Source organism: Pseudomonas sp. GQ91, assembly GCF_059758795.1.
The window spans coordinates 86,284-102,943 of the sequence record NZ_JCAXED010000014.1 but is presented as its reverse complement, the minus strand read 5'-3'; the positions used below and the strand labels follow the sequence as shown (position 1 = coordinate 102,943).

Below are 16,660 nucleotides of genomic sequence, written 5' to 3'. Positions count from 1 at the left end.
TATCCAGTCGGAGAGCGTCAGGTAGCCAGTCGAGCGTAAAAAATTACACATGACGAAGATCGGTATGAAACTCAGCCAGGAGTCATGCCCATGCTTCGTCATTCCGTTAACACGAGCCACCACCTGCGTCGTCATCCAAGCAACACCAACCTGCATCTGCAGTACGGGTCTACCTACTGTGGCCTGCCCTTGATGGTGGAAAAGGGGCCGTATGTAGAGGAGTACCTATCCAGTCTCCTGCGCGTGATCCAGCGGTCTTTGACTCAATATCCTAGGGTCATGGCATTCCGGGTGGACCTCCACCTGCCGAGGGGGATAGATCTGTCCGCTAACACCAATAAGATCATCAGCAGGTTTATCGAGTCCTTCTGCGCCAAGATTGACTACCACCGCAGCCAGCTACGTGAGAACAAGCAAGATGCTCGTGGTTGCAAGGTCCGCTACGCCTGGGCGAAGGAGGTCGGACAGAGAGGACGGCCGCACTACCACTTGTTATTTCTGCTCAATCATGATGCCTATCACAGGCCAGGCCGGTTGCAATCTACGAATCGAAATCTCGTGACGCGCCTGCAGGAAGCTTGGGCTAGTGCTTTGCAGCTATCCGTCGATCAGATACGGGGGCTGGTGCATATCACTGACAATGCCACGTATCGAATCTACCGGGACGTCCCCGACGGCAAGATGGATGAGCTGCCTGAGTTGTTTCGGCGGGCCAGCTACATGTGCAAGGAGGCTACGAAGTCTTACGGGAATCGCCAGCGAGGCTTCGAAACAAGCCGGGGATAAGCGCAACTTGGGACGCCCTGATTGACCATGAGATGCCTCAGTTGGTGGCGTGCCCGATTTGAATTTGTTGAGTACCTGCCAAGCTGCGGCTGCTATGTCGATCGCGCTGACCTGGTCTTGAGTTAGTGATGGGAATAGCGGTTTGCTCTGTTCTGGATTTTTGAGTCGCTATTGATGGCAAGGCGCAGTACATTTGCAGCACAAATACTGCTGGACTGAGTCATGAAGCGCCCCAAGGACGAAACCCTGTCCATTCGTACCTCGAGTGACATCAAGCAACTGCTGCGAATTGCAGCGGAAAGAGAGCGGCGCTCCATTGCCTCGATGGTTGAGATATTAGTCCTGAAATATGCTCAGGAACAGGGCCTGCAGGCAGAAGAGCCGTCAGAGGAAGAGACGAAAAAAGGTAAGGGAATCGATGGAGCTCATTGACAATATTACAAGGCTGCTGGGTGATGACCTCAAAGCGACGTTAAAGCCCGGTTCCCGCCTGAATATCGCAGCGTCTTGTTTTTCGATGTACGCATTCGAAGCGCTGAAAGCAGAGCTGGAAAAGATCGACGAGCTGAACTTCATCTTCACCTCGCCGACGTTCGTTGCCAACGAGGTTGCCGACAAGATCCGTAAAGAGCGAAAGGAATTTCACATCCCGAAGCTGGATCGTGAGCGCAGCCTGTACGGTAGCGAGTTCGAGATTCAGTTGCGCAACAAGCTCACGCAGCGAGCGATTGCTAAAGAATGCGCAGAATGGATGCGGCGCAAGGCGACCTTCAAGTCCAACCGCAGCAAGGCCCCGATGCAGCAGTTCGCCTGCGTGCAATCTGCTGAAGCGGACATCTCTTACATGCCATTACATGGCTTTACGGCCGTCGATCTCGGTTACCAGCAAGGCAATGCTGTTTCCAACCTCGTCAACAAAATGGATGAGCCAACCTTCACGGCAACTTACCTAAGCCTGTTCAATCAGATCTGGAGCGACCCGGAAAAACTGGAAGACGTCACCATGCAGATCTGCGATCACATTGCGGCTGTCTACCAGGAGAACTCGCCCGAGAGCGTCTATTTCCTGATGCTTTACAACATCTTCAACGAGTTCCTGGACGACATCGATGAGGACGTTTTACCCAACGACCGTACCGGCTACCAGGACACGCTCATCTGGAAGAAACTCTTCAACTACCAGAAGGATGCGGCCACTGGGATCATCAACAAGCTAGAAACCTATAGCGGCTGTATCCTGGCGGACAGCGTTGGCTTGGGGAAAACCTTCACAGCGCTAGCCGTCGTCAAGTATTACGAACTGCGCAACAAGTCGGTGCTGGTCCTCTGCCCCAAAAAGCTGGCGGACAACTGGCTCAACTACAACCGTAACCTCAAGACCAACATCTTTGCGCGTGACCGATTCAGCTACGACGTGCTGTGTCATACCGATCTCACTCGCACCAGTGGCGAGTCGTTTGGCACTCCGCTCAACCGCATCAACTGGGGTAACTACGACCTCGTCGTCATCGATGAATCGCACAACTTCCGTAACAACGATGCCTTCAAGGATAAGGAGACCCGATACCAAAAGCTGATGAACAAAGTCATCAAGGAGGGGGTGAAAACCAAGGTGCTGATGCTTTCAGCTACCCCAGTGAACAACCGTTTTAATGACCTGCGTAACCAGCTCGCTCTAGCCTACGAAGGTGACTCCGAAAACCTAAGCAAGAAACTGCGTACTGGCAAAACTGTCGAGGAAATTTTCCGTGGTGCGCAGGCCAGTTTTAACGCTTGGTCAAAACTTCCGCCCGAGGAACGCACGGCGCGTGCCATCTTGGACTCGCTCGACTTCGATTTCTTCGAGTTGCTCGACAGCGTCACGATCGCACGCTCGCGCAAACACATTCAGACCTTCTACGACACCACGGATATCGGGCAATTCCCTGAGCGACGCAAGCCTTTGTCGTTTCGTAGCCCACTGGTTGTAGATGCTGAGCAACGAACGGATGTAATGAACTTCAACGAGATTTTCGAGCAGCTGTCTTTGCTCAAGCTCGCCGTATATGCCCCTATCAGTTACATCTTGCCTAGCCGATTGGCGAAGTATGAAGAGATGTACGACACACAGGTTGAAGGCGGTCGAGGCAAGCTGCGTCAGGTAGACCGGGAAAAAAGCCTGGTTGCACTGATGACAACGAATTTGCTGAAGCGCCTTGAAAGCTCTGTTTATGCATTCCGCAGCACACTTAATTCTTTGAAAGAAAACCACCAGCGCGTTCTCGGGCTGATTAAGGAGTTCGAGAGTCGGGGCGGAGTTACAGAAGTCACCAGCCTTACGGACGCCATGGACTCAATTGACGCTGAAGAAGACGGCATCCCTTCGTTTCATGACTTGGAAATCGGCAACACTATTCGGATAAAGCTGGCAGATATGGATCTGCCTTCTTGGGAGCATGAACTCCAGGTTGACTTGGAAATCATCGCCGCTTTACTGGCCTCGATGAGCAAAATCACGCCAGCCGAAGACGCCAAGTTGCAGCACCTGAAATCGCTAGTGCTCGACAAGATTGCCAATCCCATTAATCCAGGCAATAAAAAAGTACTGATTTTCACGGCTTTTGCTGATACGGCCAATTACCTCTATGACAATCTGGCTACTGAGCTGTTCGCCAATCAGAACTTGCATACAGCGAAGGTCACTGGTAGTAGCGCGCCTCAGTCGACGCTAAAAAACACAGCTCAAAAGAAAAGCTACGACTTCCAAGAGCTGCTTACCCTCTTCTCGCCACGATCCAAAGAAAAGGCCATCGTGCTGCCCAACGAACAGGCAGAGATTGACTTGCTGATCGGCACCGACTGCATCTCCGAGGGCCAGAACCTGCAGGACTGCGATTACCTCGTCAACTACGACATCCACTGGAACCCCGTGCGCATCATCCAGCGCTTCGGCCGAGTGGATCGGATTGGATCGCCCAACAGCAGCATCCAACTGGTCAATTACTGGCCCGACATCTCGCTCGACGAGTACATCAACCTCAAGGAGCGTGTCGAGAGCCGGATGATGATTGCCGACGTCACTGCCACGGGTGACGACAATGTGCTCAGCGCCCAAGCCAACGACGTGTCCTACCGCAAGGAGCAGTTGCGCCGCTTACAAGACGAAGTCATCGAACTGGAAGACCTAAAAACGGGCGTTTCGATCACAGATCTCGGGCTCAATGACTTCCGCATGGACTTGCTCAACTACGTCAAATCCAATGGAGAGTTGAGCAACGTACCGAGCGGCATGCACGCCGCTGTGTCAGCCAAACCTGAGCTTGGTCTGCGTCCAGGCGTGATCTTTACACTGCGGAACCGCAACTCGAGCGTCAGCGTTAGCCAACATAATCGTCTGCACCCGTATTACCTCGTCTACATCAGTCGTGAGGGTGAGGTCATTCATGATCACACCGAGGTCAAACGCCTGCTCGATCTGGTGCGCAGTTGCTGCAAGGGCCAAGCGCAGCCCATTCCGGAGGCTTGCAGTCTGTTTAACAAGGAAACTGCTGACGGGCGGCAGATGCAGGTGTATTCCGATCTGCTTGGCAAGACCATTCGTTCGATGATCGAGGTGAAGGAAGAGAAGGATCTGGACAGCTTGTTCAGCGGCGGCAAAACCACTGCGCTGGTCAACACTATTGCCGGACTGGATGACTTCGAACTCATCACCTTCTTGATAATTCAGGAGGCCGGATGAGTCATGTCTCTTCATGGGAGTCGAACGCCGCGTTCATCAGCTACCCGAAGCAGGCCGCTTTTGGCCGTAACCTGCCAAAGAACAAGATCTACGAACACAGTGGAGCCAACACACGGCTGAAAGACTTGTTCGTTGAGCAAGTGGAACAGGTCGTTTGGCAATACAAACTGGCTCCCGAAACAATCAACCTACCCGCTAGACCCAATGTGCCGGAGCTTCAGATCTTCGCCATCCAGCTCAAGACGTCGGAGCTGAGTTTGGATGTGTTGCGCTGCATAGATGGTGCGGTGCAGTTCCCCATCATCTTCGAGCTGAGCTTTGACAGCCGAACGCAAGTAGTCGCCGCGTTCAAGCGCCCGAACGAATCAGACGCGAGCCGTTGGGTGTTGAGCGACTACTATGCGACGGCGTGGTTACCGAGCGATGTGGAGCGCGCCGTCATGCCATTGGCGCTCGACTTGGGTGGCTTGTACGAACAGTTGCTTCACCGCCTGATTCCAACACCTGCGCGCCGGCAAGAAGGCCTTTGTGACTTGGTCGCTCGTGTCGAACAGGTTGCGGCGAAGCAGCGTGAGGTCGAGAAGGTCGCAAGCAAGCTTGCCAAAGAAAAGCAATTCAACCGCAAGGTAGAGATCAACGCGCTCTTGCGACATCTAAGAAACGAACTTGAACAGTTGACCGGTAGGGATAGCGTATGACGCAGAGCCTGAATGACGAATCGAAGAGACACATCGAGCAGGTCGCGGGCGAGGCGTTAGCGCAACTCGAAAGCATTGCCGAAGCCTCCAAGAGCAAGCTTCTTGATGGACGAACACTAGGGTCCGATACCCTGGCAAGCATCAATACGATGACGTCCAGTTCGGCTATCCAAAGACTGGATCAGATCAGCCAGGCGAACCGTGAAAGCTATCGGGTATTGGTGGCAGAGCCCGCCATTGCTCGCGTTGTGGTGGTTGATGAAGAGGGCGAAGAGAAAACCTACTACATCTGCCGCACTACGCCGGTATCGGGCATTCCTAACTTGGCCAGCTACCGGGCTCCTGTTGGACGATTGGCCTCATTGGCGATTGGTGCAGAGTTCACGCTTCCCAATGGAACCGTTGTTGAGGTTCTTGAGCGAGCTCAACTACGGCCAAGTGCACTCGCTGATGGGTGGGACTCTCGTGACACCGTGGTTGAAGCCGAGCATTTCGGGCCTCTCACCATCGAGTCGCTGCGAGCTCTGCTGACTGAGGTTGCCGGGGAAGAGATCACAGAAGATATCCTGGGTCAATTGCTGGCTGAGGAGACCGTCAAGGCCAACATCATCGACGGCGTTCGCCGCAGCGTTATCACCAAGATGGGGTTGCGGGATCAGCCCGTACTCGATCAATACCAGGACGAGATATTCCGTCTTCCTCTCGATAAGCGCCTGCTGATCTTGGGTCCACCCGGTACCGGCAAAACGACGACCCTGATCCGGCGCCTCGGTCAAAAGCTCGACACCGCTTTTCTGGAAGAAGGCGAGCAACGCCTGGTTGAGACAGTTGCTGCAGTGCAAGGCGTTGCGCATTCCAACAGCTGGCTGATGTTCACGCCTACCGAACTGCTCAAGCAGTACCTCAAAGAGGCTTTTGCCCGAGAAGGCGTTCCTGCCTCAGATCTGCGCATTAGAACTTGGCAGGACTATCGGCGCGAGTTGGCCAGAAACGCTTTTGGCGTTCTTAGGACTGCTTCTGGCGGCGGCACCTTCGTTCTGAAAGAGAGCTTGCCTAGCCTTAGCGAAGCTGCGCTCGACCGGCCTATCCAATGGTTTGACGATTTCGATGCATGGCAACGCAGCGTCTACGTCCAGGAGCTGCATGAAGCAGCGGCTCTACTCCATGATGCCAAGGCCCCTGACGTCCAAAGCTTGGGCGCACGCTTGCAAGACATCTTAGCGCGTGCCGGTGATGGCACTCTGGCCACTACATTCGGATCATTGGCCGCAGAGCTCCCCAAGGTGCAGGCGCTTGTCACCAGCCTGAAGGACGCCTCCGACGGCAAGATCAAAGCTGCGCTCAACCTGCAGCTCAACCGCAACCGGGAATTTTTGGATGAGTTAGCTCGTGTCATCGACAGTTTGCAGCAGGCGCAGGCAACTGAGGCCGACGAGCAAGACGATTTCGATGCCGACGAAGAAGAAGACACCACAACATCGCGCACGGGCCGCGCGGCTGCTCTCAATGCCTACATGCAAGCCGTGCGTGCCCAGGCTCGGTCAGCAGCCTCTAAGCGTATGCTGAGCAAGACTTCTCGCAACGGCAAAATCATTGAGTGGCTGGCCGATCGTGTGCTGGCAGAGACCGACCGTGCAGATGTGGGAGCGAGCCTTCTGGTGCAGACTAATGCCCGGCGCTTCGTGAACCCGGTCAAACGCTACCTCGACGGCATTCCCAAACACTACCGTGCGTTCCGGCGTGAACGCCAACATACCAGGAACTGGTATCGCAGCGAGGGCTTCGAGGCCCGCGACATCCATCCGCTCGAACTCGATATTGTACTGCTGGCCATCTTGCGCGCCGCAGGCGACCTGATCAGCCGGCCCAGCGTCCTGCGCGATATTGACAGCCCCGCTTGGTCATCGCTTCAGCCCATTCTGGGGCATTACCGCAACCAAGTATTGGTGGACGAGGCGACTGATTTTTCGCCGATTCAGCTGGCCTGCATGGCAGCACTGACTCACCCTCAACTGCGCTCGTTCTTTGCGTGCGGCGACTTCAACCAGCGCCTGACTACTTGGGGCGCGCGTTCCGCTGACGACTTAAAGTGGGTTTTTGCCGACTTCGACATCAAGGAGATCACAGTCTCTTACCGTCAGAGCAAGCAGCTGAACGACTTGGCCCGTGCCATGATCCGCGCCGTCGCTGGTACCGAGCAAAACGTCAGCTTACCCGCGAATATGAATAGCTCTGGCGTGACGCCTGCCTTGTTGGAGCATGCCGGCGAGACAGCGGTCGTTGTCAGCTGGCTCGCAGATCGCATTCGTGAGATTGAGCGCTTTGTAGGCCAATTGCCTTCCACGGCTATCTTTGTGAATACCGAAAACGACGTGGCCCCGGTGGCGGATGCACTGAATGCCGCCCTGTCCGAGCACAACATTCAGGTCATTGCTTGCCGCGAGGGTCAGGCCGTCGGGCAAGAAAGCAATGTACGTGTGTTCGATATCCAGCACATCAAGGGCCTGGAATTTGAGGCTGTTTTCTTTATTGGCATCGACCAGCTTGCCGAGTTACATCCTGCGCTCTTCGACAAATACTTGTACGTGGGCACCACTCGTGCGGCCACTTATCTGGGCGTGACCTGTGAGGGCACCTTGCCATCGGCTATCGAGAGTCTGCGGGTGCACTTTTGCCAGGACTGGCAATAGACGACTGAATTTATCAAAGCGAACTTGAACAATTGAGGCGCTGAGCTTCTTTTACGGAAGCACGGCTGCTAGAGGAAAAGAACATGGAAAAACTGAAAATGCACTCACCCAATCTCACGCAGGACAACGTGGCCCGTATTCGCGAGTTGTTCCCAAATTGTGTTACCGAAACCAAGGGTGAGGACGGCAATGTGAAGTTGGCGGTGGACTTTGACCAACTCCGACAGGAGCTTGCTGAGTCGATTGTCGAAGGGCCTCAGGAACGTTACCACTTGAACTGGCCAGGAAAGCGTGAGGCGCTGTTGGCCGCAAATGCGCCGATTGCCAAAACGCTGCGGCCTTGCCGCGAGGAAAGCGTGGAGTTCGATGCCACCAAGAACATCTTCATTGAAGGTGACAACCTTGATGCATTAAGGCTGTTGCAGGAGAACTACCTCGGCAAGGTAAAGATGATCTACATCGACCCGCCGTACAATACGGGTAATGATTTTATCTACGAAGATGACTTTGCTGAAGAGGCTTACGATTACCTGCGCCGCTCTAATCAAAAGGATGAAGAAGGCAATAGACTGGTAGCCAACACGGCAGCCAATGGCCGATTCCATTCCGATTGGTTAACCATGATGTACTCCCGAATTCGTCTTGCGAACCGGTTGCTTACTGACGATGGTGTCCTTTTTGTGAGTATTGACGACAACGAATCTCACAACCTGATTTCGATTTGCTCAGAGATATTTGGATCTGAAAATTTTGTTGCGCAATTCGCTGTGCAGTTGAATCCAAGAGGAAGGCATCTTGATCGCTTCGTTGCCAAAACGCATGAGGCAATTCTCGTATTTGTCAAAGATGGTCTGAACGCCGCATCGATTCAAGGCCTCGAAAAAGAAGGGCGAATGGTTGAGGAATACAACAAGAAAGATGACAAAGGCCCTTATCGACTACTTGGGTTGCGAAATCGAAACCAAGCGTTCAACCCAACAACGCGTCCAAAACTCTATTATCCGCTGTATGTCGATAACACAACAGGCGCAGTTTCCCTCGTTAGGGATGACGCCCATCAAGCTGAGGTCTGGCCTGACGCGCCTAACGGAGTAAAAACATGCTGGACATGGGGTAAAGAAAAGGTCGGGAAAGAGGGTGCTCTTCTTTGCGCAGAGCGGACTGGTGACGAATGGCGCATTTACAGAAAAGATTACTTGCACAGCGATGACGGTGAGGTCGCAAAGACCCTGGTGAAGTCGCTCTGGACGGACAAGGAAATAACAAACGACTACGGCAGAAAAGCGATTAAGGATCTTTTCGGCGCATCAGTGATGGATTTTCCGAAGTCCCCCGAACTCATGGCGAAGCTTGTTCGCATTGGAAGTCATTCAAACTCAATAGTCATGGACTTCTTCTCTGGCTCGGCATCTACCGCTGAAGCGGTTATGGCGGTCAATGCCGACGATGGAGGAAATAGAAGATTCATCATGATTCAGCTACCGGAGCAAGTAAGCGCTGATTCTTCTGCTTCAAACGCAGGTTTGCTTTCGATAGCGGATATAGGAAAAGAGCGCATACGCCGTGCTGGGAAGAAGATCCTTGAAAGTGAAGTAAATGACGCATGGGACCAGGACATCGGGTTCAGAACTCTCAAGATCGACACGTCCAACATGGCCGACGTCTATTACGCGCCCGATTTACTGGACAAAGCCAATTTCGACCTGTTCGTTGACAACATTAAGCCCGACCGCACGCCAGAAGATCTGCTGTTTCAAGTTATGCTGGACTGGGGCGTCGATCTGGCCCTGCCCATTACTAATCAGTCCATTCAAGGTAAAGACGTGTTTTTTGTCGATGGCAATGTACTTGCCGCCTGCTTCGACGCCAGCGGCAGCATCGACGAAGCCTTTGTGAAGGAACTGGCCAAGCAGCAGCCCCTTCGTGTGGTGTTCCGCGATGCAGGCTATAGGGACAGCTCGGTCAAGATCAACGTCGAGCAGATTTTTAAGCTCTTGTCACCCGCCACCGAAGTCAAATGCATTTGAGGGGCGAGCGATGAAACTCAAATTCAAGACACAGGCCTATCAGACGGCAGCGGTGCAAGCCGTGGTTGACTGCTTTAAGGGGCAACCACCTGTATCAGCGGAGGCTATCAGCTATCGCATCGACCCGGGCAAGGCCAAGAAAGGAATTGAGGACCTGTTTGCAGAGGGCGGATTCAAGAACGCCGATCTGAAGCTGACTGACCGTGCTGTGCTGGAAAACATCACCCGGGTGCAGCATCAGCAAAACCTGCAGCAGTCCACCGAGTTGGTGAAGACCAAGGTCAGCAAGGTCAATCTCGACGTTGAGATGGAAACCGGCACCGGCAAGACCTACTGCTACATCAAGACCATATTCGAGCTTAATAAACAGTTTGGCTGGAGCAAGTTCATCATCGTGGTGCCCAGCATTGCGATCCGTGAAGGCGTGGCCAAGTCGCTGGAGATCACCGCAGAGCATTTCCTGGAGACGTATCACAAGAAGGCGCGCTTCTTCATCTATAACTCCAAGCAGTTGCACCATCTGGAGAGCTTTTCGTCGGATGCGGGCATCAACGTGATGGTGATCAACGTGCAGGCGTTTGCTGCCCGTGGCGCTGACAACCGGCGCATCTATGACGAGCTCGATGATTTTCAGTCGCGCCGCCCGATTGATGTAATCAGCGCCAATCGACCGATTCTGATTCTGGACGAGCCGCAAAAAATGGAGGGTGCGGCAACCCTGAAGTCCTTGGAGGAATTCAAGGCGCTGATGGTGTTGCGTTACTCGGCCACTCACAAAACCACGCACAACAAGATCCATCGGCTGGACGCGTTGGACGCTTACAACCAGAAGTTGGTGAAGAAAATCGCAGTACGCGGCATATCAGTGAAGGGGCTGGCGGGCTCCAATGCCTATCTGTACCTGCAGTCCATCGAGATTTCGAGCAAGGCACCTGTGGCCCGGGTTGAGTTCGAGCAGAAGCTGAAAAGCGGCGAGATCAAGCGTGTAGTGCGCAAGCTCTCCAAGGGCGACAACCTCTTTTCTAATGGCTTTTCAAACGAGCTGGATCAGTACCGTGGCTATGTGGTCGCGGACATCAACGCCAACACGGATACCCTGACTTTCACGAACGGCGTTGAGCTCTTTGTTGGCGAGGCCACCGGGGATGTCAACGAAGAAGCGCTGCGCCGCATCCAGATTCGGGAAGCCATCAAGGCACACTTCGATAAAGAGCTGGCCCTATTCCAACAAGGCATCAAGGTGTTGACCTTGTTCTTCATCGATGAAGTGGCCAAGTACCGCGATTACTCGACAGCGGACGAGAAAGGCGACTACGCACGTATCTTTGAAGAGGAGTACCGCCAGTACCTGAACGAGGTGCTGGACCTGGATGAAACGCCGTATATCAAGTATCTGAAGGGTATCGATGCAGGCAGGACGCACAGCGGCTACTTCTCCATCGACAGGAAGACCAAACGGTTGGCCGATCCAAGTGTGGAGAAACGCGGAGAAAACGCAGGGCTGTCCAATGATGTGGACGCCTACGACCTGATACTAAAGGACAAGGAGCGCTTGCTGTCATTCGAAGAGCCCGTGCGTTTTATCTTCTCGCACTCCGCTTTGCGTGAAGGCTGGGACAATCCTAACGTGTTCGTTATATGTGCGCTCAAGCACAGCGACAACACCATCTCGCGGCGGCAGGAAGTAGGTCGCGGTTTGCGCTTGTCCGTTAACCAGAGCGGTGACCGGATGGATAACCCCGCCATCGTCCATGACATAAACGTGCTAACCGTGGTGGCAAGCGAGAGCTATAAGGACTTCGTATCTGCGCTGCAGAAAGACATCAGCGAGTCTTTGTCAGCGCGTCCTAAGGTCGCTGACGAAGCCTATTTCACTGGTAAGGTACTCAAGACCCCAACTGGCGATATTGAAGTCACGCCGCAATTGGCCAAGCAGATCTACAAATACCTGCTCAAGAACGACTACAGCGACGATGCTGACCGCATTACAGGCGCGTACCACGACGCCAAGAAGGAAGGCACCCTGGCTCCGCTGCCCCCGGAGCTGCAGCCTCATGCCGAGCAGGTGTACCAGCTAATCGACAGCGTCTTCAGCTACAGTCAGATGTTTGAAATCAGCGACGACCGTCGGCCAAAGAAGAATCCGCTCAACAGTAACTTCGACAAACAAGAATTCAAGGAACTGTGGAATCGGATCAATCGCAAGGCCGCCTACAGTGTTGACTTTGATTCGGCGGAACTGGTCAAGAAAGCAGTCGAGGAGCTGGACAAGAGCCTACGAGTGACGCCCTTGCAGTACACGATCCAGAAAGGTGAGCAGATCGATCAGGTAACTGCCGATGCGCTGAAGAGCGGTGATGGTTTCAAAGTTTCTGAAACGACTGTTGAGTACGACAAGCAGTCAATTCATTCAACGGTGAAGTATGACCTCATTGGTAAGGTTGCCGAGGGTACGAAACTAACGCGACGCACGACGGCGGACATCCTTAAAGGCATCAGTGTCGCGATATTTGCGCAGTTTCGTACCAATCCTGAAAGCTTCATCGCCGAAGCAATTCGACTGATCAATGAGCAGAAGGCAACGATGATCATTGAGCACTTGGCCTACGACCCCGTTGAGGATAAGTTTGATCTGGACATCTTCACTTCTGGTCAGACCAAGCAGGACTTCAGTAAGGCCGGTGACAAGCTCAACCGTCACATCTACGACTACGTAATCACCGACTCTGGCATCGAACGCGAGTTTGTGAAAGAGCTGGACACGTGTACCGACGTGGTCGTGTACGCCAAATTACCGCGCGGCTTCCTGATCCCAACGCCCGTTGGCGATTACAACCCCGACTGGGCGATTTCGTTCAAGGAAGGAGCGATCAAGCATGTGTACTTTGTGGCTGAAACCAAGGGTTCAATGTCATCAATGGATTTGCGCCCGATTGAGGCTACAAAAATCGAATGTGCACGGAAGTTCTTCGACGAGATCAATAGGAAGTATGCCCCCGAGAACGTCAAGTACGATGTGGTGAACAGCTTCGGGAAGCTGATGGAGCTGGTGAAGTAAGCAGAATCAACGCCCAGACAGATCAAACTCAAAAATGATCTGTTGCTTATCTGGGTATTCCTGACAAAAGAAAAAGTCCTGTATTGAGCCGCTAAACGGTTGCTCAGACAGGACTTTTCTTTTATCCAATGCGTTTCCGACAATATCCTGCACTTGGCTAAAGCCCCAGCAGGCCAGCAGCACGACAATCAGCAGCAGAGGGAAAGGCGCCATCATGATCATCAGTAGCAGTGCCGTCACGCAGCCGGCGAGTATGCTGGCGAACACGAGTAGTGCGGCCAACACCCTCAACAATCAGCAAGGCTAGTAGTCCTCAGGATTGTTATTGCAGCAGATAGCCCATCGGCTGGTCATCTTTGTCGAAGCAGAGGATGGTTTCACAGTGACCTCCTAGCTGATCGGCATTCGATTCGCTGATGTCGGGCAACCATTTACCCAGTTCTGCGATTGGAACCCTCTTCTCGTTGATGTAGCAGTCATCGTCCATGCGCGGGTTGCACCACGCACTTTTTACATCTGGCCATTTGGACTGGGGAGGGGTGGCTGGTGGCTGTACAGCCGCTACTTGATTACCTCCTTTCTGTGCTTGCCAAGCTGCGTAGCCGCCTTCATAGCGCCCGTCAAACGTGGGGACGAGCTGATTATCAGGGACGCCAATATCCAGGTAGAACTGGTACAGGATAGAACCGGCTTTGGCGTACGACACCTGGTTAGAGGTATCGACTCGGTAGGCCACTGGCTTGCCGTCGGTGCTGATGCCGATGCGATACCAGATCGACAGCGCGAAGAAAGCATCCTGATTCCACTCCCCTACCAAGGTAGAGTTTGTCCGGCACTTACCGCGCAGGCACGTGCCACTTACTTGGTTGACATACCGCCGTTCCTGCTGGCGCTGGGCATCAAAGATGAGCACTTCCCGGGAGGTCTCCAGCCAGGTGCACTTGATCATGGGTTGGCCGTTGAAGGATTTCTTGGCGATGCACGGAATAGCTTCGGGAAGACCGCTGGTGGAGGTCTCGTCTGGGAAGGCAATGTTGCCCCATGCGTAATGATCCACGACGGCGTTTGCGTTGGCGCAGAAAGCGAGCAGAAGGATGCTGAGTATCCGTTTCATGGGTTCTCCAGTTTGTTGCTTTTGTTGAGGGCGAAATAAGAGCAGGCCGTTTAACGGCCGATGATGAAGGCGAACCCCGGCGTGTCGTGGGGCAATCAATGTCGCTTTCGGTAACTATCGGAGAGCTATTTCTTGTACGTGACCCTGAGCTTTTTATTGACGTAGTCTTTGAGGATTTCGTAGTCGGGGTTGTAAGTGACTAGCGCATGGCCCACACCTGCTACGGCCGTCAATGTTGCTATGGTCAATGTTGCAGGTGTTGTTAGGACGCTGAATACAGCACCAAGTGCGCCGCCCTGTACCACAGTACTTTTCACATCACTTGTGACTCGACACTTCAGTCCCAGACTTTCAATCTTGGTTTCGACAAGTTTAATACCTGCCATGAAATTGCCCCTGAGGCCATGGATCTCGAAGGACGCTTTGCTCTTCACGAGACCTTCAATTTGCGCTTCATTCAGACCTGTTACGACGATCATGTTTTTTTGAGCTCCCTGCAAGAGATAGTGCTTTAGAGAAAAAGTCGCATGTCAACCTTTTGGGTTGAGTCTCGGGTTGATAAGTCCTTCATGTCAATAGGTTGATGATCAACCATCCAAGTTGAATTGGAGGGTGGCATGTCAAAAACCGAATCGAAGCAGCTGGCGGAGCTTGTTGGTCAAGCAATTGCTCGCCAGCGTTCTCGTTGCAAGCTGAGTCAGGAGCAGGTTGCGGAAAAGCTTGGGATTGGAAGCGAGGCCGTATCCCGTATCGAGCGTGGGATCGTCATGCCTAACATCGAGCGTTTGGTCGAACTGGCGGAAATTTTTGGCTGTGAAACCGCTGACTTGCTGACGGCGGGCAGTTCACGGCCAGAAGACCAGGCGCGCAGGCTCTACGATTTGCTGTCCACGCTGGATACGGATGACCGCGCACTCGTCATGGGTGTAGTGGAGCGTCTTGTTGACCGGCTCGGTATTGACTGAGTTGCTATTTTACGGCGGCTGAGGCGCTTGCTCAGAAGCTTCCCTCACCGACTCATCGAATAAAGCGCCGCAGCGCAGGCACAGACAGTCAAAGCCTGCGAAGTGATATTTGGCGACATCCTCAGCCAATCGCAGCGCCGCTGGGTAAGTCGTTGCGATGGCGGCCAGCCCACTCAGTAGCGAGTTGTATCCGAGGCGATCCTGCGTGCCCTGATTCGTGTCCTGAACTCCTCGTAGCGCGCCATCGGCCAGGCCGGCCAGCAGGGCAATGCCTCTTGCGGCCTCCTGGGTCAGGACGGCGCTTGAGTCGCAGATCAAACATTGTCTGATCATCGTTCATTCTCCTGATGGGTTAAGTGCGGCCATTCCCAGTCTGGCCGCTCATAAAGGTTGCTGAGGTCACCGCTGCGATGCGGGATTTCTCATGGGATTGTCCGGGCCGGATGCGCGCAGCAGCTTGCACAGGCGGTTCAGAATCCAGCACGCAAGGACTACGGCGACCAGGAACGGCGGGAAACGCAGCATTAGCAGAATGCTCAGCACCAGTACGCCTGCTGCAGCCAGCGCCCCGATGAAAATAAATAGGCAGAATAGAAATCGAAGCAGGGTCATGACGGCTCTCCGAAAGAGCCTGCCTGGCCGATGTATTCAGTCCAGGCAGGAGTGGTATCAGTTGGCGAGCGAGGCGAGCGCTTCCAGCTTGCCCACGAGTGAGTTGGGTGCCGGTTGCGGTTCGTCACTCTGGGCAGCGCTGGTGGCGGCATCCGTGCTCGAATAAAACTCCTCGATCACGGCGCCACCGTCTTCCTCGCTGTCCTCGAACGCCCCGTTGCCGAGCCCATGCTTCGCTGCACTGTCCAATGAGGCCTGATCGAAGCCCGCAGATTGCCGGGCTTCATCGAGCTGCCGAGCGGCGAGCAATGCCTCCTCCATGCTCATGCCGCTGCGCACGGTGATATCGACGTAGAAGATCGGCGTGCCGTGGCTTTGCCGGGTGGACTTGCCGCGCAAACGCAGTTCCAGCGGCAGGCAGGCCAGGCGGTTGCCCGAGATGGCTTGGAGGTAATGCAGCCGAGCGGCCAGAGTGCGGATGCTATTGAAGCCGGTGGTACGGAACACGAAGCTGCCCAGCGGATCGTCATCACCGATGAGTACGTTCAGCCGACCATAAGGCTTGCAGGCCCCGCCTTTGGCCAATGGACACGCATCCGGCGAGGGGCAGGGAAGTGACTGCATGCCGTCTTGAGTGGCACGCTTGCAAGTCTCGCCATTGCCCACGCACAACGGCCTGCCAGACTGGCGGTCGAACAGGGTGTAGTCGGCGCGGAAATTCAGCTCAGGCTCGTTGAACAAAAGGCGCACAGGAATACTGCGCAGCTTGTCTTCCTTGCTCTGGCGCAGTTCGTCATTGAGTGGGTGTAGTAGCCAGCCATCCCTACTTTGCACCTGGGATGTAATGGTGAACTGATCATCTTTTTCCGGCAGGCGCTTACCATTTCTCTCGACGATTTTGCCGATGGAGATGCGTCCAAGCACTGGGGGTGTCAGGGCTAAGCCTTTCAACATGATGGTTCTCCGGGAAGTAAAAAAAGGCCAGCCACGCA

At 54.0% G+C, this 16,660-nt stretch carries 14 protein-coding genes; 8 read left to right on the top strand and 6 right to left on the bottom strand.

All coding sequences use genetic code 11. From position 1 onward, the window contains the following. Positions 1-90: 90 nt before the first annotated feature. From AC6CIA_RS20620 to AC6CIA_RS20590, 7 genes are all read left to right on the top strand, one after another. Complete coding sequence (locus AC6CIA_RS20620; RefSeq protein WP_498314662.1) at positions 91-786, top strand: inovirus Gp2 family protein; 696 nt, start codon at positions 91-93, stop codon at positions 784-786. Between the two features lie 222 nt (positions 787-1,008). Continuing rightward, positions 1,009-1,218: a hypothetical protein gene (locus AC6CIA_RS20615; protein WP_498314660.1), complete on the top strand. Its 210-nt coding sequence runs from the start codon at positions 1,009-1,011 to the stop codon at positions 1,216-1,218. Continuing rightward, complete coding sequence (locus AC6CIA_RS20610) at positions 1,205-4,504, top strand: helicase-related protein (RefSeq protein WP_498314658.1); 3,300 nt, start codon at positions 1,205-1,207, stop codon at positions 4,502-4,504. Before AC6CIA_RS20615 ends, AC6CIA_RS20610 begins: the two co-directional genes overlap by 14 nt. Further along, the gene (locus AC6CIA_RS20605) at positions 4,501-5,202 is read left to right on the top strand and encodes a DUF4391 domain-containing protein (protein ID WP_498314657.1); all 702 of its coding nucleotides are present in this window, start codon (positions 4,501-4,503) and stop codon (positions 5,200-5,202) included. The genes AC6CIA_RS20610 and AC6CIA_RS20605 overlap by 4 nt, the downstream gene beginning before the upstream one ends. Then, a complete protein-coding gene (locus tag AC6CIA_RS20600) occupies positions 5,199-7,892 on the top strand; it encodes an ATP-binding domain-containing protein (RefSeq protein ID WP_498314655.1) in 2,694 nt (897 codons plus the stop codon). The genes AC6CIA_RS20605 and AC6CIA_RS20600 overlap by 4 nt, the downstream gene beginning before the upstream one ends. Before the next feature lie 83 nt (positions 7,893-7,975). Then, entirely contained in the window at positions 7,976-9,919 is a 1,944-nt protein-coding gene (locus AC6CIA_RS20595) for a site-specific DNA-methyltransferase (protein ID WP_498314653.1), read from the top strand. Positions 9,920-9,929: 10 nt separating this feature from the next. Then, positions 9,930-12,977, top strand: a complete 3,048-nt coding sequence (locus AC6CIA_RS20590; RefSeq protein ID WP_498314651.1) for a type III restriction-modification system endonuclease — start codon at positions 9,930-9,932, stop codon at positions 12,975-12,977. 6 nt (positions 12,978-12,983) lie between these two features. Here AC6CIA_RS20590 and AC6CIA_RS20585 read toward each other — a convergent pair whose 3' ends face one another. From AC6CIA_RS20585 to AC6CIA_RS20575, 3 genes are all read right to left on the bottom strand, one after another. Continuing rightward, positions 12,984-13,259, bottom strand: a complete 276-nt coding sequence (locus tag AC6CIA_RS20585; protein WP_498314650.1) for a hypothetical protein — start codon at positions 13,257-13,259, stop codon at positions 12,984-12,986. A gap of 40 nt (positions 13,260-13,299) precedes the next feature. Beyond that, positions 13,300-14,091, bottom strand: coding sequence for a hypothetical protein (locus AC6CIA_RS20580; RefSeq protein WP_135292222.1), 792 nt, complete (start codon positions 14,089-14,091; stop codon positions 13,300-13,302). Positions 14,092-14,216: 125 nt separating this feature from the next. Then, positions 14,217-14,570, bottom strand: coding sequence for a hypothetical protein (locus AC6CIA_RS20575; protein ID WP_130211520.1), 354 nt, complete (start codon positions 14,568-14,570; stop codon positions 14,217-14,219). 138 nt (positions 14,571-14,708) lie between these two features. Between AC6CIA_RS20575 and AC6CIA_RS20570 the strand changes: the two genes are divergently transcribed. Further along, on the top strand, positions 14,709-15,056 hold the full coding sequence (locus tag AC6CIA_RS20570; protein ID WP_498314647.1) for a helix-turn-helix domain-containing protein: 348 nt from the start codon (positions 14,709-14,711) through the stop codon (positions 15,054-15,056). A gap of 9 nt (positions 15,057-15,065) precedes the next feature. On the opposite strand, the gene AC6CIA_RS20565 is transcribed toward AC6CIA_RS20570, so the two are convergent. From AC6CIA_RS20565 to AC6CIA_RS20555, 3 genes are all read right to left on the bottom strand, one after another. After that, entirely contained in the window at positions 15,066-15,389 is a 324-nt protein-coding gene (locus tag AC6CIA_RS20565; RefSeq protein WP_498314645.1) for a hypothetical protein, read from the bottom strand. Positions 15,390-15,455: 66 nt separating this feature from the next. Beyond that, positions 15,456-15,668: a hypothetical protein gene (locus AC6CIA_RS20560; protein WP_498314644.1), complete on the bottom strand. Its 213-nt coding sequence runs from the start codon at positions 15,666-15,668 to the stop codon at positions 15,456-15,458. A gap of 57 nt (positions 15,669-15,725) precedes the next feature. Continuing rightward, positions 15,726-16,622, bottom strand: coding sequence for a recombination directionality factor (locus tag AC6CIA_RS20555; RefSeq protein WP_498314642.1), 897 nt, complete (start codon positions 16,620-16,622; stop codon positions 15,726-15,728). Between the last annotated feature and the right edge of the window lie 38 nt (positions 16,623-16,660).